This window comes from Chryseobacterium candidae, from assembly GCF_004916905.1.
Taxonomy (GTDB): Bacteria; Bacteroidota; Bacteroidia; order Flavobacteriales; family Weeksellaceae; genus Chryseobacterium; species Chryseobacterium candidae.
On sequence record NZ_SDLV01000019.1, the window covers coordinates 125,929 to 143,702 of the forward strand.

The window sequence follows — 17,774 nt, forward strand, 5'->3', positions numbered from 1 at the left end:
TCTGATTATTTAATTGTTAAAGTTCCTGTTGTCTGTAATAGTTTTCTGTATGCCAGTGCGGCATCTGCCTTAGCATTGATCACTCCAACGTTGGCAGCAATCTGTGCAGCGTCTGCATCCAATAATTCAGTCATGGTTGCCAACCCGTTGTCGTATTTATTTTTGGTAATTCTGTAATTTTCATTAGCCTGTTCCGCCGATTTTTCAAAAACAGCAATTCTCTTTTTTGAATAGTCTGTGTTTTGGTACTCTCTGTTCACATCAAGCTTAATATTATCATTCAATAATTCATCAGTAGCAGCAAGCTGTTTCTCTCTTGCCTGTGATTGTCTCAATGAAGAATTTTCTTTCCACAGGTTGGATAAGTTATAAGAAACCCCGATTCCTACATTGATGGCATTGTATACCGTAAGAAACTTAGGAATGTCTGCAGCTACATAACCTCCTGTAAATGCGATGGAAGGAAGGTTTTCTGCTTTTGCAGCTTTGGAACCCAGTTCTGCGGCTTTTCTCTGCTGTGCCAGCGCCTGTAAATCTTTACGGTTTTCTCTGGCTTCAGTAACGTAAAAATCAACAGGTTTTACGTCTGATCCTTCTTCAATATAATTTTCATCTACTGTAAGTTCTGTCGTTTCAGGAAGACCCAATAAAAGATCCATATTGATGTTGGCAATATTGTAGTTATTCTTAGCTTCCAACAGCTGAAGTTCAATATTTGAGGTCTGAAGATTTGCCTTTAATCTGTCGTTTCTTGCAATCAAACCATTGTTTTCCATTTTAAGGAAGGTTTCATCTCTTTTTTGGGAAGCGGCAAGATTTTCTTCAAAAACCTTGATGGACTGGTTAGCCTTAAAAAGGTTATTATAAGCATGGGCAACGTTATAAGCAATGGCAATTTTATCATTCTCAGTGCTTAATTTGGAAGCTTCTACCAGATATTTAGCAGACTGAATTCCGTACTTGATTCTTCCACCACTGTAAATAGGAACGCTAAGATTTGCTGAACCGTAAACTACCTGATGTATCTCAGGTCCGCCAGCTCCTCCTGCAAGACCAGGAAGTTTGATATCAACATTCGGTTTTATCGGAAGATACATATAGCTGCCCGACACTTTTAATTCCGGTAGTTGTCTATTTTTAGCCTCCAAAAGATCAGCAGTAGCCTCTTCGATTCTGGCTGCATCGATCTTGAGATTCTTGCTGTTCTGGATTCCCAGCTGCACGGCCTCGTCAAGAGTAAGTGTTCTTTTCTCCTGAGCATTTGCATTTGCTATTCCTACGAATAGTGATAATGCAATCACTGAGTTATTTATTCTCTTCATAACCTAAAAGGTCTTTTAGTAAATATTTAATATGTTTATTAAGTTCTGTATAGTATTTTTCATCAAAAGCCTCTTCGTCTTCTGTTTCATTCAGGAACTCTTTATACATTTCTTTCGCATTGAATGCATAAAACAAGGTTCCGCTTACGGTAGAATGAAGCAGATAAATGGGCGGATTTTTGGTAAAAACCCCATTTTTAAGACCACTTTGCAATATTTGCGAATACATGGAAAGGAATCCCATTTTGATTTGCTTCAAAAATTCTACAATCTGAGGATTCTTGGTATGCAGCTGCTCTCTCTGCATAATCCTGTAGAAGCATTTTTGAGTCCGGATCCTGTGCGAAAACTGATCAATTACTCTTTCAATCTTCTGCCATTCGTTGATGTCTGTTCTTCCCAAAAGATCTTTTGAAAAAAACTGACCTTCATTCATTCTGTATTCCACTAATTTCTCATAAAGTTTTTCCTTAGAGCCAAAATAATATGAGATCATAGAGATGTTTACATTAGCTGCCTTTGCAATTTCCCGGGTGGAAGTTCCTTCGAATCCCTTTTCTGCAAAGAGCTTCTCGGCAGCGAATAATATATTTTCTTCTTTTGAAATCATGTTAGTGTTCATTTTTCAGGGCGCAAATGTACACAAGTTTTTATTCAAATCAAACGATTGATTGATTTTTTAATATAGATTTAATTTATTGTAAATAAAAGACTATTTCTATAATACGATACGAAACTGACAGGAGATGATTCATTTCCTGAAAGAACTCTCAATAATTAGCAGATATAGTTAAAATTTTATCAGTGTTAAAAAAAGTATTACATTTATCCACTTTAAAAATTTTATATTATGAAAAAAATGCTTTCAATGGCAGCAGTAGCTTTATTCACACTAGGATATGCTCAGGAGAAACCAAAAGAAGGAGGATGCTGCGCTGGAAAAGATAAAAAAGAATGTTCTGTAAAAGACAAAAAGGCATGCACAGATAACCATCATAAAGATTGCGGCATGAAAACAAAAACAGCGGAAAATACTCCTAAAACAAAAGATAAAAAAACGGTAAAAATAAAGAAAGCTTAATATACTCTTAAGTATAGAAAATAAAAACTCCGGTGAAAGTACCGGAGTTCTGTTTTATGTGCTTTTGTGAATATACCTTGATAATTTTATCCCAAGATCGGTCCAGACGATTTTAGGATTTCCGTTTCTGGTCAGGTGCAGGTCGGCCGTATTGATTTCTTCTAAGATGTTTTCAATATTGGCTCCACTGATAAATTTAGAAAACCCGGCCCAATTAAACCCGTTCGCATTGATCTTTTTATACACCAGATTCTCAGACTGATAGTTCTGAAGTAATGCAAGCCTGAAAATTTCAGAACAATAGTTGAGGAAGTTTTTTTGCTTTTCTCTGTTCCATCCTGCAATTTCCCTTGCCCAGGAAATGATACTTCTGAGATATTCCGGTTTCTTTTTTACCATAAATGCATCTCTTACCCATTGTACAAAAAGCTTTTCAAACTCATTGCTTTTGTCTCCTGAATTCAGAAGTTTAATGGCATCATTAAGATCTCCCTGTGCTTCATGAACAATCTCTCTCACTTTATCTTCTGAAACTGAAAAATTCTTTTTAAGATAGTTTTCAATATCTTCATCATTAATTCTCGGGATCTCTACAATCTGTGTTCTGGAAAGAATAGTAGGAAGAATGTCGTTTGTACTTTCTGCAGTAAGAAGAATGACAGTTTTTGCCGGTGGTTCCTCCAAAAATTTCAAAAACTTATTGGAAGCCGCGATATTCATTTTATCGGCCCTCCAGACGATAAGAATTTTGGTTCCTCCTTCAAAACTTTTTAAAGAAAACTTCTGATTCTGATCATCCACTTCATCCGCAGAAATAAATAACTGTTTATTTTCTGATTCTAAAAAAGCAGTCCAGTCGTCATAGCTTGCATAAGGAGAAGCCAGGATCATCTCTCTGAACTCGTCAAATTTATTTTTACTTAATGAGTTTTTATTGTCTGTAAAAACCGGAAAACTGAAATGCAGATCCAGGTGATTGAGATGCTCTACCTTCGCAGCAGCATGTTCGTTTTCCTGACTGAAAATCTCCCGTGCATAAGCCAATACCATAGGCAGTGTACCGTATCCCTCTTTTCCTACAAAAAGCTGGGCATGGCTCACTCTGTTTTCAGCAATGCTTTCTCTAAGAAGTTTTTTCAGATTTGTCTGTCCGGCGATGTTCTCCCAATTCATGTTTCAAAGATAAAAAATCTTACTTCAATTCATAAAATTAAGTCTGCTTAAAATAAAATTGTTGGAATATCTATAATAAAAATCCTTTTACACAAGCAATACATAAAGGTTTTTACAACTTAAAAAAATTAAACAGAAATCTTAAGAAATAAGAATATACATAAAGACTGTTCACTACAGAGCAACATTCTTCATAGCAAAACTGACATTTTCTATTGTTGAAAATTTGCATTTTTCTTTTAAAGAAAGGCCCTTAACAAACTTTAACCACATATAATTTTTACAATTCATTAATATTTAAGATATTTGCGCATTGTTTTAAAAATAAAGAATGAAAAAAATCTTTGTAGTATCATTCATATCAGTTGGATATTTTCTGAATGCACAGAGTCTAAGCAACTCTCCTTATGCAACTTATGGAATTGGAGATGTGAAATATGATAATACGATCGAAACTGCTTCTATGGGAGGTATATCTACTGCTTTTATAAGTGATTTTACCAGTAGTTTCAATTTTGCCAACCCGGCAAACAACGCCAATTTTGAACTTACGAGTATCAGACTGGAAGCTACCAACGAAAACAATTATTTCAAATCGAATTATAACGATATGAAATCTACAAAGCATTCTACGTATCTTTCCAATATTTCGATTGCATTTCCATTATCTTCCAAAGTGAAAATGGGGATCTCATATCAGCCATACAGCTCTAAAAGCTACGACATCGTAACTGAACAGTTTACCGCAGATAAAACTCCTCTTTACAAAAACAGCTTTAAAGGAAGCGGAACATTGAATACCGCTCAGATTGCTGTTTCTTATAAGATCAGTCAGGAATTATCCGTAGGGGCAAAAGCCAATCTTTATTTTGGAGACCTTAATGACCTTAATGAATTCCGTGCTTACAACAGTAATCTTGGAACCTATTTAGGTGAATATGTTAATGGTTATGAAACTAAAAACAGAGTCAGAAACTTTAATTTTACGCTGGGAACAAGTTACCAGACTTTAAATACACGTACTGATAAAAAGTTCACAGTAGGCGCTACTGCTACCTTTGGGAATACCAGTAATATGACTACTCAGTACACCAACAGCACGTACAGATATTCTGATGCTCAGGAAACCACCAAACTTAGCGGATCTGAAACCATTATTGAGCAAAAAGAAACAAAATCCAAGAACCTTCTTCCATTACAGGCTTCATTAGGAGTTGGATATGGAAGTGAAAACCATTGGTTTGTATCAGGACAGGTAGATTATAAAAAAGGAGAAGATATCTCTTATTTTGGTAAAGATTTTAGTTTCCAGGATACCTACAGAATTTCTGCAGGTGGATGGTATCTTCCAAACTATAACAACTTCAGAAACTACTTCTCAAGAGTAATCTACAGATATGGAGCTTTCTATGAAAGAGGAAATCTGAATCTGGAGGGAAACAGTATTAACAAATTCGGTATTTCTGCCGGAGTAATGTTACCATTCAAAAATAGTAGTATCACAAGAATGAGTGGTCTTGAAATCGGATTAGAAGTTGGTAAAAGAGGAACTCTTCAAAACAACCTGATCAACCAGAATTTCGTCAACCTGAGAATCGGCTTTAATTTTGCCGATAAGTGGTTCAGAAAGACACTTTATAACTAAAATGAGCTTTTCAAAAAAAATATCATATAAAAATATAGCATGCCTTTTTAGTTGTGCTATATTTTTTATACTGACATCCTGTGAGGAGGATCTTACCAAAAGAAATGGCAGCCAAAGCAAAAATTTCCCTTCACAGATCATTAACAACGCCAATATTATACAGCGTGACTCCGGCTTTGTTACATTAAAAGCCAAAGCACCCATCATTGAAAAATACGAATTGATTGACAGTCCGTATGTAGTAGCCAGAAAAGGAATTGATATTGAGTTTTTTGATAAAAAGAAGCCCAAAGTTCCAGGACGAATTACCGCTAAATATGCCCGAATTTTTGAATATAAAAAATTCTACGAAGCTAAAGGTGATGTAAGAATAAAAACCAATGAAGGGCAGAGGTTTGCCATGCAGAGTATTTACTGGGATCAGAAGAAAAACAGAATCTACACCAAAGACACGGTTTATGTTACCATGGAAGACGGTTCTACACTGGTAGGTGCCAATGGGATGACTGCCAAAGATGATTTTTCCGAATACACTTTCTATAACAACTCCGGAGATTTCAGTTCCAAAAGAATTTCTGAAAACAAAAAATAAATCCAAAAAGAATGAAAGCTGTGGCTATTGGACTGATGTCCGGGACAAGTCTGGATGGTTTGGATATCTGTCTTGCTGAATTTGAAAAGCAGAACACGTGGACCTTTCAAATCCTGAAAGCCGAGACCCTCTCCTATTCTGAGAATTGGGAAACCCAACTTAGAAACTCCATTCATCTTTCTTCTGAAAATTTATTGGAACTGCATTCAGCGTATGGCTTTTATCTTGGACAACAGGTTAAAAAGTTTATTCATCAACATCGGCTTGAAAATATCGACCTTATTGCCTCTCACGGACATACAGTTTTTCATCAGCCTCAAAAAAAATTCACATTACAAATCGGCGATGGCAGAGCCATTAAACTGGAAACCGGACTTCCTGTTATCTATGATTTCCGAAGCCAGGACGTATTGATGAATGGAAACGGAGCACCATTGGTTCCTATAGGCGATGAATTACTTTTCTCCGGATACAGCGCTTGTCTGAATCTGGGCGGATTTTCCAATATTTCTTTACGTTCAGAAGGAAAAAGAATCGCTTTTGATATCGCCCCGGTAAATATTGTTTTGAACCATTTGGCTCAACAGCTTCATAAAAATTTTGATGAAAACGGAGCACTGGCAGCAAAAGGAAAAATAGATGAAACTCTACTGAATCAACTTAACGTCCTGGATTTCTATCAGATTTCGCATCCAAAATCCCTGGGAATAGAATGGTGCCATCAACATATATTTCCCCTTCTTGAAAATATTGAAACATTGGATGCACTTGCTACTTTTACAGAACATGCTGCGCAGCAGATTGCCAATGTCATCAATCAATATAGTATAAAAGACATCCTTATCACTGGTGGAGGTGCTTACAATACCTTTTTAATTGAAAAAATAAGAGCGAAAACAAAGGCAGAAGTGATCATCCCTGAAAAAGAGATCATCGATTATAAAGAGGCACTGATTTTTGCCTTCATGGGCGTTTTAAAAATGAATAATGAAATCAATGTGCTTTCTTCTGCAACAGGAAGTACAGCTGATCATTGTTCGGGAGTTATTGCTTAGATATTTGGTCATGTTTCAAATATGTTGCTTTCCATTATTAACAGACTTTGACAAAGAAAATTATAATAATTGACTTATGCTTTAATTAATACTAGAGATTAATGATTAACAAAACCTTTCTTATTGAGAACCCTTCGGCAGCTCAGGGTGACAGGTCGAATACCAACCGAAATTTTTAAGCGTTGTCAGGCTGAGCCTTTCGAAGCTATTATTACTAAAAGAAATAGGTTAATAAATAATTGAAAAGCAGGTAATCTAAATGGTTGCCTGTTTTACTTTTTATCAACATTCCTCTAAAAACAAAAAAAAACCTTCAAAAATGAAGGTTTTTATTATTTATAAGCTTCGATTTTATCGGTAAGCGTATTGATAAAGTTCTGTAACGGCTTCTCTACCATCATTTTGATAAATGGATTGAATTTCCCTTCAAATAACATCTGAACCTCAGTCTGGTTTTCGCTGATCGGGCTTAATGTGGCTGTTAATGAGAAATCCAGACTTGAACTTGCAGATCTTAAAACAGCTTTGTGATCATCCACCTCATCAATTTTTAATGCGATTTCAGGCATTCCCTGTAATCCAAATTTGAATCCGTTATCTCTTGTTTCAAATTTCTGAAGACCATCCGGCATAAAATCTTTATAATTTTCAGGAGATTTCAGCAACTCTGTAAGTTCTTTAGATGATTTATTGACAATAATCTTTCGTCCTTCTAAATTCATTTTTTATTTTTGTATTTAAATTCTTAACTATTACAAATGTATAAAGTTTTTGTCAACGAAAAAAAATTATTACTATCTAAGCATCCTGAAGATCTTGAAAAAAAGCTTGGGTATGAAAATTATACAACTTTAGAGATCGCTCTGGATCTTCTGGAGAATACTTCTGTGCAGGAACTGAACGTGTATGGAGAGAATTTGGAAGAAATCTGGCAGGAATTTCAAAAGCTGTTCAGAATTATAGAGGCTGCAGGAGGTCTTGTTAATAATCCTGAAGGCAAAATTCTTTTTATCAGAAGACTTGGCAAATGGGATCTTCCTAAGGGTAAGATGGAAAAAGGAGAATCCAGAGAAGAGTCTGCAGTACGGGAAATAGAAGAAGAAACAGGTTTGAGTGATGTTGAGCTTGTAACATTCATCAATACGACCTATCATATTTATGTAGAAAGAAACGGGGAGAAAATATTAAAATGCACCCATTGGTTTGAAATGAACTTTGATGGCGAAGACACTTCCAAACCGCAGATAGAGGAAGGTATTACCGAAGTTGCCTGGAAAACGACATCAGAAATTGAAAATGAAGTTTTTCCCAGTACTTTCAAAAATATTAAACTTATTGTAAAAGAATTCTGGAATTTGAAGAAATAAATAATAAGGCTGGAAGCTGGAAGAGTGAAGCCGGAAGTTACGATCCGGCCAATTACTTCTTCAGGTGATTTTTAACAATGAAATTTTATAAGGCTGAATAAAGAACAACTCTTTGCCCATCAGGAACTTCCCTCTCCCAGCCTCCAGCTTCCTTACTTTAAATAAAGTCAATCACTTTCTCCAGAGCAATTCCTCTGGACCCTTTCAGCAATATATTCTCGGACTGAATTTTATTCTGTTTTAAATACTCTATTAATTCTGCTGTATTTTCAAAAGCAAGATCTGAAGAATTAACCGTTTTAAAATGTTTACCCACTGTAATAATTTCATTAAAATGAAGATTCTGAGCGAGTTTTAAGATATTCTGATGCTCTTTCTCACTTTCGTCACCCAATTCCAGCATATCGCCGATAATAATGGTTTTACGGCCTTCAAAACTGATAAAATTATTTAAGGAAGCGGTCATAGAGCTTGGGTTGGCATTATAAGTATCCAGAACCAAAGTTCTGTCCTCTTTTTTCACCACCTGAGATCTCATATTCGTTGGGGTGTATAGCTCCAGAGCGTGCTTTATTTTTTCAAAGCTGATTCCGAAATGAAGTCCTAAACTTGCGGCTGCACAAAGATTGGTAAAATTATATTCTCCTGTGAGCTTTGAAACAGCTTTTACTCCCTGATAAACCAATCCTACAAAATGTTCTTCTGAAAAAGATTCAAAATGATAATGAGAGGTTTCTGCTCCAAAAGTAATTTTAGGGGAATAGTTTTCAGTTTTCTCTACCTGAATAGGATCGTTTTCATTAACAACAATAGTTCTGTTATTGTTTTTAAGATAATCGTAGAGCTCAGACTTTCCTTTAATTACCCCTTCAAAACCTCCGAATCCTTCCAAATGAGCTTTCCCGAAGTTGGTAATATATCCGAAATCAGGCTGCGAAATGGTACACAGGAATTCAATTTCTTTCTGATGGTTGGCTCCCATTTCAATCACAGCCATCTCATGCTCCGGTTGAATGGAAAGAATGGTCAGCGGTACTCCGATATGGTTATTCAGATTTCCAGCGGTGTACTGAACATTAAATTTTTCAGAAAGAACCGCATGAATCAACTCTTTGGTGGTTGTCTTTCCGTTACTTCCTGTAAGTCCTATAAAAGGAATATTAAGTTTGCTTCTGTGATAGATTGCCAATTGCTGTAAAAATTCCAGGGTAGACGGAACATAGAAAATGTTTTTATCTCTGTTTTCAAATTCCGGAAGTTCAACAATCACTGCCAAAGCTCCGTCATCAATGGCTTTTTCCGCCAGAGTAGCAGCATTGAAATTCTCACCGGAAAAGGCAAAGAAAATATCATTCTCTGCTATTTTTCTGCTGTCAATAGTTACTTTTGCAGCCTGCAGAAATAAAGGATAAAACTGTTCTATATTCATGTGGAAATATATATTTTTTTAAAAGAAGTCACACGCAGTCGCCAAATCTATACAAGTATTTTAGACTTTTCAGCCAAAGCGATTTCACGGTTCAAAAATAAAAAAACCTTCCGAAAGTTCGGAAGGTTTTTTATAAGTATTTTTTGATAAATATTATCTTCTAGTTCTACTCTTATCGCTGGCTCTGGCATCCTGTGCAACACGGAACCCTACCCATCCATAAGCTCTGTTTTGATTTTTATATCTTCTTTGTCCCGGATCCAGCCAATATGCTGTATCCTGCCAAGAACCACCTTTCACAACTCTAACCTCGTTAGAAATTCCGGAAGTTCTTTCTTTGGTATCTTTCTGAAGTTTCACTCTACCGCTGGCATCTACAACGAAACTTGTTTTAGGAGCGTTGTACATATCGAATCCTGAAGCAGAATCAGAAGCTCTGTAATATTCTAATGAAGACTGTCTGTCGCCATCTCTGTAGTTTCTGTAGTCAGCAATAGTTTGTCTTTCAAATTGTCCGGGAAGTCCTCTGTAAACTAATCTTCCGTCAGCTAATGTATCATATTTGATAGTGCCTTCGTCGATCATTTTATAAGTTCCGTCACCATTTCTTACGATGGTCTGAGGCATGTTTCCTCTGTAGTAGTTGAAATCATTGTAATCTTCATCAATGATTGGTCTGTAAACGTCAGCGGTCCATTCAGAAACGTTTCCGTACATACCATAGATTCCTAAATCGTTAGATGGATATTGTCTTACATCAGAAGTTTGAGCTGATCCGTCGTTTTTCCATCCTGCGATACCTGAATAGTCACCTTTACCCATTTTGAAGTTTTCAAGGAACATTCCTCTGTCTCTTCCTTTGTTACCTCTTAATCTTTCAATTTGAGGTTTTTTTCCCAGATATTGGTTATATTCTCTGTTTTTAGCCATACCAAGAGCAGCATATTCCCATTCTACTTCAGTAGGAAGTCTGAACTTCTGTACCATTGCAGCATTAGGAGCTCTGTTAGCAGCAAGCAATCTCTGGTTTGTAGTTTTCATACCAGTTTTCTGCTGCATTCTTTTCTCATTGATATACCCTTGCATTTCAGGATCATTCGATTTGAATTTATCCATGTTGAAAGCAGTACCTCCCTGGTTGTTGGATTCGTTGATATACAAATCCTTAGCAATAATACCAGCCTGCATCAAAGCTTTTTCGTTCGCTCTGTCTGACAGCCATTCACAGTATCTGTTTGCCTGAGTCCAGGAAACTCCTACTACCGGATAGTAATCAAATTCCGGAGAACGCAGATAAGTTTCATTATAATCGTTTCTTGCTAATTTGTTGTCCCATAATAAGGTATCCGGTAAAGCACCGTTATAGATCTCCTTAAAACTCGGGTCACTTGGTGGGAATACATACTTCAACCATGTAAGGTATTCGCGGTATTCGTAGTTAGTAATTTCAGTTTCACCGATAAAGAATGAACTTACCTGCATTCTGCGAGGCGTGTTATTCCAATCGTGCATAACATCATCTTTCACTAATCCCATTGTAAAAGTTCCACCTTCTACATATACCATCCCAGGCCAACCCTTCTGCTTCTGTTGCTTTCCTGCAAAAAACCAACCCTGTTTTTCGTTTGGTTTCCAACCTGTTTTGCTGACAAATTTTTTGGTACCGCCACCTTTGCTGGTTCCTGATCCGCCACAGCTGGTTAATGCAAGTGTAGAACTTAATGCTATTAATGAAAACAACTTTAGTTTTTTCATAGTCGATATAAATATTTTCAAAGTACAAAGAAAAAATAAATTATTCAATAAATCAAGTAAACATTTGATTTTTTTGAAAAACGTTAACAAATTAATTTTATTGTATCACAATTTAATTCTAAAATTTTCATTTATTTTGTAATTTAGCAATTTCAATAGTAAACATGAAACGAAAAATTACGATTTTATATTTAATCGCTTTTGCATCAACACTTTACGCCCAAAGAAACACCATAGAATGGAATGGCTCTAAAATTCAGGATTTTGGTGACACAAAATTAAATCTTCCTAATTTTAAAAATGAAGGATTTTCTTACAGCCAAAATAATGTTTTTATTGTAAGCAAGCAAAAAATCGGGGAAAAGCAATTAAAAATCTCAGACCTTGTCTGGGAAAGCGTTTCTAATCAGGATTTATTTGAGCTGGATAAAGGCAGACTTCCGGATTATGATGTAGCAGATGTTTCCTATTATACTTTAGAGGGTGAAAGCTATGCCAGCATCAGTATTGCTTTATTTAAAAATGTAAAAGGCCGTGTCCAGAGATTATCTTCGTTTAATGTTTCAGAGGCTTCTTCTTTTATCAATACAACAGGAACTGTTAATAAAATAGGAACCACTGGTAATCCTTTATCAAGTGGAAATTTCTATAAGATAAAAGTAGACAAATCGGGAGTATTCAAAATCACTTCCCAGTTTTTAAAAGATAACGGAATCAATCCGAGTTCAGTAAATCCTAAAAACTTCAGAATTTATGGAAACGGAGGATTAATGCTTCCTGAATACAATCAGGATCCAAGATACGGGGCTTTACAGGAAAATTCCATTCAGGTAGTAGGTGAAGATGATGGAGTATGGAATGACAATGACTACGCTCTTTTCTATGCGCAGGGTCCTGACGGATATAACCTTTATGATACCGGTAATGGAAATGGATTTAAAAGACACGATACCCGATTCAGTGAAAGAAGCAATAATGTCAAAAACATTTATGAAGATTTCTCTTACTATTATATCAACTTTGATAAGGGGGCGGGAAAAAGAGTTCCTACTGTAGACGGAAATCTTCCTGCACAGCTGATTACAAGATATGACAATTACCAGGTGATCAACAAGGATCAGAAAAACCTGTTAAAAGTAGGAAGAACATGGGTAGAGGATACTCCTTTCACCAATGAAAAGACCATAACATTAACTACCAATTCACCTATACAGGCGAATGATGTAATACGATACAGAACTCAGGTGGTTGCGTACAATTCTCAGCAGAATACAATGGATTTTAAAATTAATAATTTAAATCCGCACCCACAGCAGGTAATTCCTATGGACACTCCTTCCTATCAGTATACCTTCTATCCTGTAACATACACCGGAACATTAACTAATCTTACCGGAAATCAGTTTACCCTGGTTTACAATCCGGATATTTCCAAGAATCCAAATGGAACTTTCTATTTTGATTATGTAGAGGTTCAATATAAAGAAAATCTTGCCTTCAATGGTTCACAAATGAACTTCAGGGATTATTCCATTGTAAGCGGAAGCAACACAGATTACGGTTTCAGTATCAGTAATGCTGCTAATATAGAACAGGTATGGGATGTAACGGATATTACAAATGTTAACAGAAGAGTGAATAAAGCAGGAGCAGGCTCTTTCAACTTTGCTTACACTGCTTCTGATCAGAATTTCAATAATGAATTTGTAGCTTTCCGTGCTGATGCGGCGTATAGTCCACAGTTTGTAGGAAGAATTTCCAATCAGAATCTTGCCGCAATACAAAACGTAGATTATCTTATCCTTACCGTTCCTGAAATGATGGGCCAGGCACAGAGAATTGCCAACTACCATCAAACCAAGAATAACTATAAGGTGGAAATTGTTGACATCAACAAAATCTACGAGGAATATGGCAGCGGAAGTAAAGATCTTACCGCGATAAGAGATTTCGTAAGCAAACTCAATACTCCTCTGGGCAGACTTCAGTATGTATTTATTCTTGGGGATGCTTCATATGATTATAAAAACAGGGTTCCGAACAATTCAAACGTTGTTGCCAGCTACCAGAGTGAACAATCTTCTGATTACGTATCCTCTTTTGTGACGGATGATTATATTGTAATGACCAAGCCGCAGAATACCTTATTAATTGAAAACAATTTACCGGATGTGCCTGTGGGTAGAATTCCTGCAGCCAATGTAAGTGAAGCCGGAGATATGATTAATAAAACACTGGCATATTACAATTCTCTTCAGGGGCAGTCATCTCCTTTTGGAGACTGGCGTATGCGACTTGACTTTGTAGTGGATGATAATGAGGAAGGAGGCGGTCCGTTCCATAATGTAATGAACAACTCCCTGGTAAATATATTTGAACAGCCAGGTCAGCAGGAACTCAAAGAATATAATGTAAAAAAATTATATATGGATGCTTTTACCGCTCAGAGTACCTCTGGCGGGCGGAGATATCCACAGGTAAACCAAGCTATTTCCAATGCTATCGGAAACAGTTTGTACTTATTCTATTTCGGACACGGAGGAATCAATGGCTGGGCACAGGAAAGAGTGCTTACCAGCACAGAGGTTCAGAATGCCAACAACTTCTCCAATGTATACAGCAGATTCCCTTTTGTTTCCACCATCACTTGTGAATTCACATTATGGGACGAGCCTGCAACCAACTCTGTTGGAGAACAGTTTATTAAAATGAAGCAGGGAGGTGTTTCTACCATGATTACTTCCAGCCGTGCTATTGGAGTAGATTACGGACGTGATTTTACCAATACATTTACCCAAAATATCTTTAAATTAACCAATGACGATTTTAATTCGTTGGGAAATGCTCAATTAATTGCCAAAAAACAAAAAGGACCCAACAGTAACCACTTAAAAGTAAACTTCCTGGGTGATCCGGCTATGAAATTAAGCAGACCTCAAAGACTTCTGGTTATTGATAATATTGAAACGCCCGTTCCGGGACTGATCAGAGGTCTGGATTTTGTAAAAATTAAAGGACACATCAATAATCCGAATGGAACGCTGAACAATACCTTTAACGGAAAAGTCAGCATCAATATTTTTGATAAGAGATTAAACAAAAAAACACTCAATAACAGTGGCATTTTAACTCCGGTTTTAGATTATACTGAAGAAGGAAGTGCTATTGTAAAATCTGCAGGAACTGCTGTAAACGGAGTTTTCACTGCTGAATTCTACGTTCCTAAAGATATTAACTATGCTGTAGGGCAAGGAAGGATACTAGCCTATGCTGACAACAAGTCAACGGATGTTTTTAACAACCAGGCTGTACAGGTAGGAGATATCAATCCTAATGGAATTAATGATAATCAGCCTCCAAAAGTAAAACTGTATATGAACAACACCAATTTTGCTGATGGCGGAATTACCAACCAGAATCCTATGCTTCTTGCCTGTCTTACCGATGATACAGGAATCAACTCAACAGGATCCGGTGTAGGACATGATATTACAGTATACCTTGACGGACAGATTATCAATACAGTTGTTTTGAATGATTTTTATGCTCCGGGAGAAGGAAACGGATGTTTAAATCCAAGTCTTGCCGAATATCAGAAAGGGAATGTAACCTACCCTTTCAGAAATCTGGCAATAGGACAACATCAATTAACATTTAAAGTTTGGGATATAAACAATAATTCGACAACTGCTACGTTAAATTTTGAGGTTAAAGATGAATCTGACCAACACCTGACAATCAACCGTCCGCTGAACTGGCCAAATCCATTTACCAATAAAACCTATATTCAGTTTGAACACAATTGTGATGATATTCTGGATGTAAACGTACAAATTTATACAATAACCGGAAGATTGGTAAGAACCTTATCACAGCCAGTGGTTGCAGAACCTTTCCTGCAGGGCTTCAGAACCCCTCGTCAGGCAATAGAATGGGACGGAAAAGATGATTTTGGGTCTACGGTAGCAAAAGGTACGTATATTTTTAAGATATTTGCAAAAAGTCAAAATCAAGAAAAATGCAAAGGAAGTGCTACAGCTGTAGAAAAAATGGTACTTTTGAAATAATAAAACAAGACAATAGACAATAATATTAATAAAAAACTGATAATATATAAAAGACAACATATGAATTTAACTACTAAACTGCTATTAGGATTTGGTTTGAGTGCTGGTTTTTTAGGCTATTCGCAAGATTTAGGTAAAGTAAACCCAGTTCTTACCGGAGCTCCTTTCTTAAGAATTGCACCTGATGCAAGATCGGGAGGTATGGGAGATCAAGGGGTGGTAACCTCTCCGGATGCATTTTCACAATTCTGGAATGCGGCTAAATACCCTTTCAGCAGGACAAGTTCTTCCGTAGGTCTTAACTATACGCCTTACATGGGAAAACTTACCAATGATGTATTCTTATTATATGCTTCGTTCCATAAGTTTTTGGGGCAGGAAGAAAGATCTACAATTTCTGCGAGTATCTATTATTTTAATATGGGACAGGTAGACCTGACTCAATTGGTAGGTACGGAAATCGCTTCCATGGGTACATCAAAACCAAACGAATTCTCCATTGACGTTGCCTATGCTTTGAAACTCTCTGATTCATTCTCAGGTGCCGTTACCGGTAGATTTATCCGTTCAGACTTAGCCGGAGGTTTCAATACAGATACCACTCTTAAAGCGGCCAACAGTTTCGCAGTAGACGTTTCAGCATACTATACCTCACCAAGATTCTCCAGTATTGGTGGATATGATGGTAAAGTGAATGCAGGTTTAGCGGTTCAGAACTTAGGTCCAAAACTGGATTATACAGGAAATGAAGAATCAAGATCTTATCTTCCTACTATGGCAAGATTAGGGGTTGGATATGACATGTACCTTGATGATATGAACAGAGTTGGAATTTCTGTGGAAGGTTCAAAGCTTTTGGTTCCAGGATCTGAGTATGCAGGAATAGACCCGAATACAAGACAGCCCATCTACCAGATCCCGAATGTAGGACCAATGGCTGGTATCGGAAAATCTTTCAAAAACAAAAACAGTATTATGTACAGTGGTGCTTTAGAATATTCCTATGACAATGCATTTTCTGTAAGAGGAGGTTACTTCCATGAAAGTGAAGAGCAGGGAGCAAGACAGTTTGCTACTGCGGGGGTCGGGTTAAGATACCGTTCTTTCGGACTTGATCTTTCTTACCTGATCAATATGTCTAAAATCAACAGTGCTTTGGATAACACTCTGCGTTTCGGTCTTACCTGGAACATTGGAGAAGAAACATCCAACAACGATCGTTAATAAAAGAAAAAGCAATATAAAAAAGCCTCAATACATTATTGTATGGAGGCTTTTTTATGTCAATCGTCAATCCGCTCCGCTTGTCAATTTTTGAAAACTTGAAAAAATTCACTATTCACTTTGCAAAGCAAGAATTCACTATTGACCTTTGAATAATGCAATGGTATAATCAAGGAGTTTTCCATCACCGTAGTCTCCATGTCCCGGAACTGCAATTTTCACATCAGGATATTCTTTTTTTACTTTTTCAACAGTAGCGGACCAGGCAGAAACATTGGCATCACCCAAATATCCTTTACCTGCCTCCAGCTCTTTTAATAAGCAGCCACCAAATAAAATATTCTCGCTCGGGAAATAACCTACTGCATTATCTTTTGTATGCCCTTCGCCAAAAAATTTTGCGATAACATCTTTATTCCCGACTTGTAAAATAACAGCATCATTAAAACTGTTTTCAGGAATAACAAAATTATTTTCTTGGGCCAGCTCAATTGTTTTTGTATAAGAGTAAGAAGGAATACGATGTTTATGAAACGCCATCAATCCTCCTAAACTATCATCATGAAAATGGGTTGGAATAATGGCCTTAATTTTTGCATTAAGTTTTTCATCAATCCACCGTATCAGCTCTTCTGAACTTTTATCATTGGTTGGGGTGTCCAAAACAATAGCTTCGTGATGATCTTTCACAACCAATCCATTACAGGGTACATTTCCAAAATCATTGGTCTGTTTAAAGGAAGTATGAATAAAAGAATTTTCCGAAATCTGGGTAATAATCAGGGTGTTGGATTTATAAACTTTCTTTGCCTTGAAGTTTTCCTTTTTCTGTGAACCGCAGCTCAGAATGAAAAAAGAAAAGAATATGATGAAGACATTTTTAATAGTATTTTTCATGAAACCTTTTTATTTAAACTTTGAGACAAGCTAAGGTAGGAATTCGTGGAATAAGATTTGTTACCTGTTCTGTTAAAAATGACCAATTGTGAGTGGTAAATCATTCCTATGTCTCTTCTTTCAATTTATTTTAAATAGCCCAACAGCAGAATTAAAAAAATATAACA

14 protein-coding genes are annotated in these 17,774 nt (G+C 36.5%); 7 read left to right on the forward strand and 7 right to left on the reverse strand.

Annotated features, from left to right (window positions below; all coding sequences use genetic code 11):
* Window positions 1-5 precede the first annotated feature (5 nt).
* Both EK417_RS10700 and EK417_RS10705 read right to left on the reverse strand, forming a co-directional pair.
* Window positions 6-1,322, reverse strand: a complete 1,317-nt coding sequence (locus EK417_RS10700; protein ID WP_136522155.1) for a TolC family protein — start codon at window positions 1,320-1,322, stop codon at window positions 6-8.
* Window positions 1,306-1,932: a TetR/AcrR family transcriptional regulator gene (locus tag EK417_RS10705; protein ID WP_228402647.1), complete on the reverse strand. Its 627-nt coding sequence runs from the start codon at window positions 1,930-1,932 to the stop codon at window positions 1,306-1,308. Before EK417_RS10705 ends, EK417_RS10700 begins: the two co-directional genes overlap by 17 nt.
* Before the next feature lie 240 nt (window positions 1,933-2,172).
* On the opposite strand from EK417_RS10705, the gene EK417_RS10710 reads away from it, so the two are divergent.
* On the forward strand, window positions 2,173-2,403 hold the full coding sequence (locus tag EK417_RS10710) for a hypothetical protein (RefSeq protein WP_136522156.1): 231 nt from the start codon (window positions 2,173-2,175) through the stop codon (window positions 2,401-2,403).
* A gap of 54 nt (window positions 2,404-2,457) precedes the next feature.
* Here the strand turns inward: EK417_RS10710 and EK417_RS10715 are convergent, their stop codons facing one another.
* Window positions 2,458-3,576 (reverse strand): DNA polymerase III subunit, encoded by a 1,119-nt coding sequence (locus EK417_RS10715; protein WP_076597681.1) that lies wholly within the window; start codon window positions 3,574-3,576, stop codon window positions 2,458-2,460.
* Between the two features lie 331 nt (window positions 3,577-3,907).
* Here EK417_RS10715 and bamG point away from each other — a divergent pair, with 331 nt between their 5' ends.
* The 3 genes from bamG to EK417_RS10730 are packed head-to-tail and all read left to right on the forward strand — an operon-like array spanning window position 3,908 to window position 6,868.
* The gene (bamG, locus tag EK417_RS10720) at window positions 3,908-5,221 is read left to right on the forward strand and encodes a BamG family beta-barrel-assembly machinery protein (RefSeq protein WP_076597682.1); all 1,314 of its coding nucleotides are present in this window, start codon (window positions 3,908-3,910) and stop codon (window positions 5,219-5,221) included.
* Between the two features lies 1 nt (window position 5,222).
* Window positions 5,223-5,813, forward strand: a complete 591-nt coding sequence (gene lptC / locus EK417_RS10725) for an LPS export ABC transporter periplasmic protein LptC (protein WP_076597683.1) — start codon at window positions 5,223-5,225, stop codon at window positions 5,811-5,813.
* Window positions 5,814-5,824: 11 nt separating this feature from the next.
* Window positions 5,825-6,868 (forward strand): anhydro-N-acetylmuramic acid kinase, encoded by a 1,044-nt coding sequence (locus tag EK417_RS10730; protein ID WP_136522157.1) that lies wholly within the window; start codon window positions 5,825-5,827, stop codon window positions 6,866-6,868.
* Between the two features lie 332 nt (window positions 6,869-7,200).
* On the opposite strand, the gene EK417_RS10735 is transcribed toward EK417_RS10730, so the two are convergent.
* Window positions 7,201-7,590: an SRPBCC family protein gene (locus EK417_RS10735; protein ID WP_136522158.1), complete on the reverse strand. Its 390-nt coding sequence runs from the start codon at window positions 7,588-7,590 to the stop codon at window positions 7,201-7,203.
* Between the two features lie 36 nt (window positions 7,591-7,626).
* Here EK417_RS10735 and EK417_RS10740 point away from each other — a divergent pair, with 36 nt between their 5' ends.
* Complete coding sequence (locus EK417_RS10740; protein ID WP_076597686.1) at window positions 7,627-8,235, forward strand: NUDIX hydrolase; 609 nt, start codon at window positions 7,627-7,629, stop codon at window positions 8,233-8,235.
* Window positions 8,236-8,392: 157 nt separating this feature from the next.
* Here the strand turns inward: EK417_RS10740 and EK417_RS10745 are convergent, their stop codons facing one another.
* Together EK417_RS10745 and gldJ are read right to left on the reverse strand one after the other, a co-directional pair.
* Window positions 8,393-9,664 carry a UDP-N-acetylmuramoyl-tripeptide--D-alanyl-D-alanine ligase gene (locus tag EK417_RS10745; RefSeq protein ID WP_076597390.1) on the reverse strand — a complete coding sequence of 424 codons (1,272 nt, stop codon included), beginning with the start codon at window positions 9,662-9,664 and terminating at the stop codon, window positions 8,393-8,395.
* A 153-nt stretch (window positions 9,665-9,817) separates the two neighbouring features.
* Window positions 9,818-11,419 (reverse strand): gliding motility lipoprotein GldJ, encoded by a 1,602-nt coding sequence (gene gldJ / locus EK417_RS10750; protein WP_076597391.1) that lies wholly within the window; start codon window positions 11,417-11,419, stop codon window positions 9,818-9,820.
* A gap of 164 nt (window positions 11,420-11,583) precedes the next feature.
* Here gldJ and porU point away from each other — a divergent pair, with 164 nt between their 5' ends.
* Complete coding sequence (porU, locus tag EK417_RS10755) at window positions 11,584-15,486, forward strand: type IX secretion system sortase PorU (RefSeq protein WP_110366686.1); 3,903 nt, start codon at window positions 11,584-11,586, stop codon at window positions 15,484-15,486.
* A gap of 60 nt (window positions 15,487-15,546) precedes the next feature.
* The gene (gene porV / locus EK417_RS10760; RefSeq protein ID WP_076597393.1) at window positions 15,547-16,710 is read left to right on the forward strand and encodes a type IX secretion system outer membrane channel protein PorV; all 1,164 of its coding nucleotides are present in this window, start codon (window positions 15,547-15,549) and stop codon (window positions 16,708-16,710) included.
* Between the two features lie 138 nt (window positions 16,711-16,848).
* On the opposite strand, the gene blaCHM is transcribed toward porV, so the two are convergent.
* On the reverse strand, window positions 16,849-17,607 hold the full coding sequence (gene blaCHM / locus EK417_RS10765) for a CHM family subclass B1 metallo-beta-lactamase (RefSeq protein ID WP_136522159.1): 759 nt from the start codon (window positions 17,605-17,607) through the stop codon (window positions 16,849-16,851).
* Window positions 17,608-17,774 lie beyond the last annotated feature (167 nt).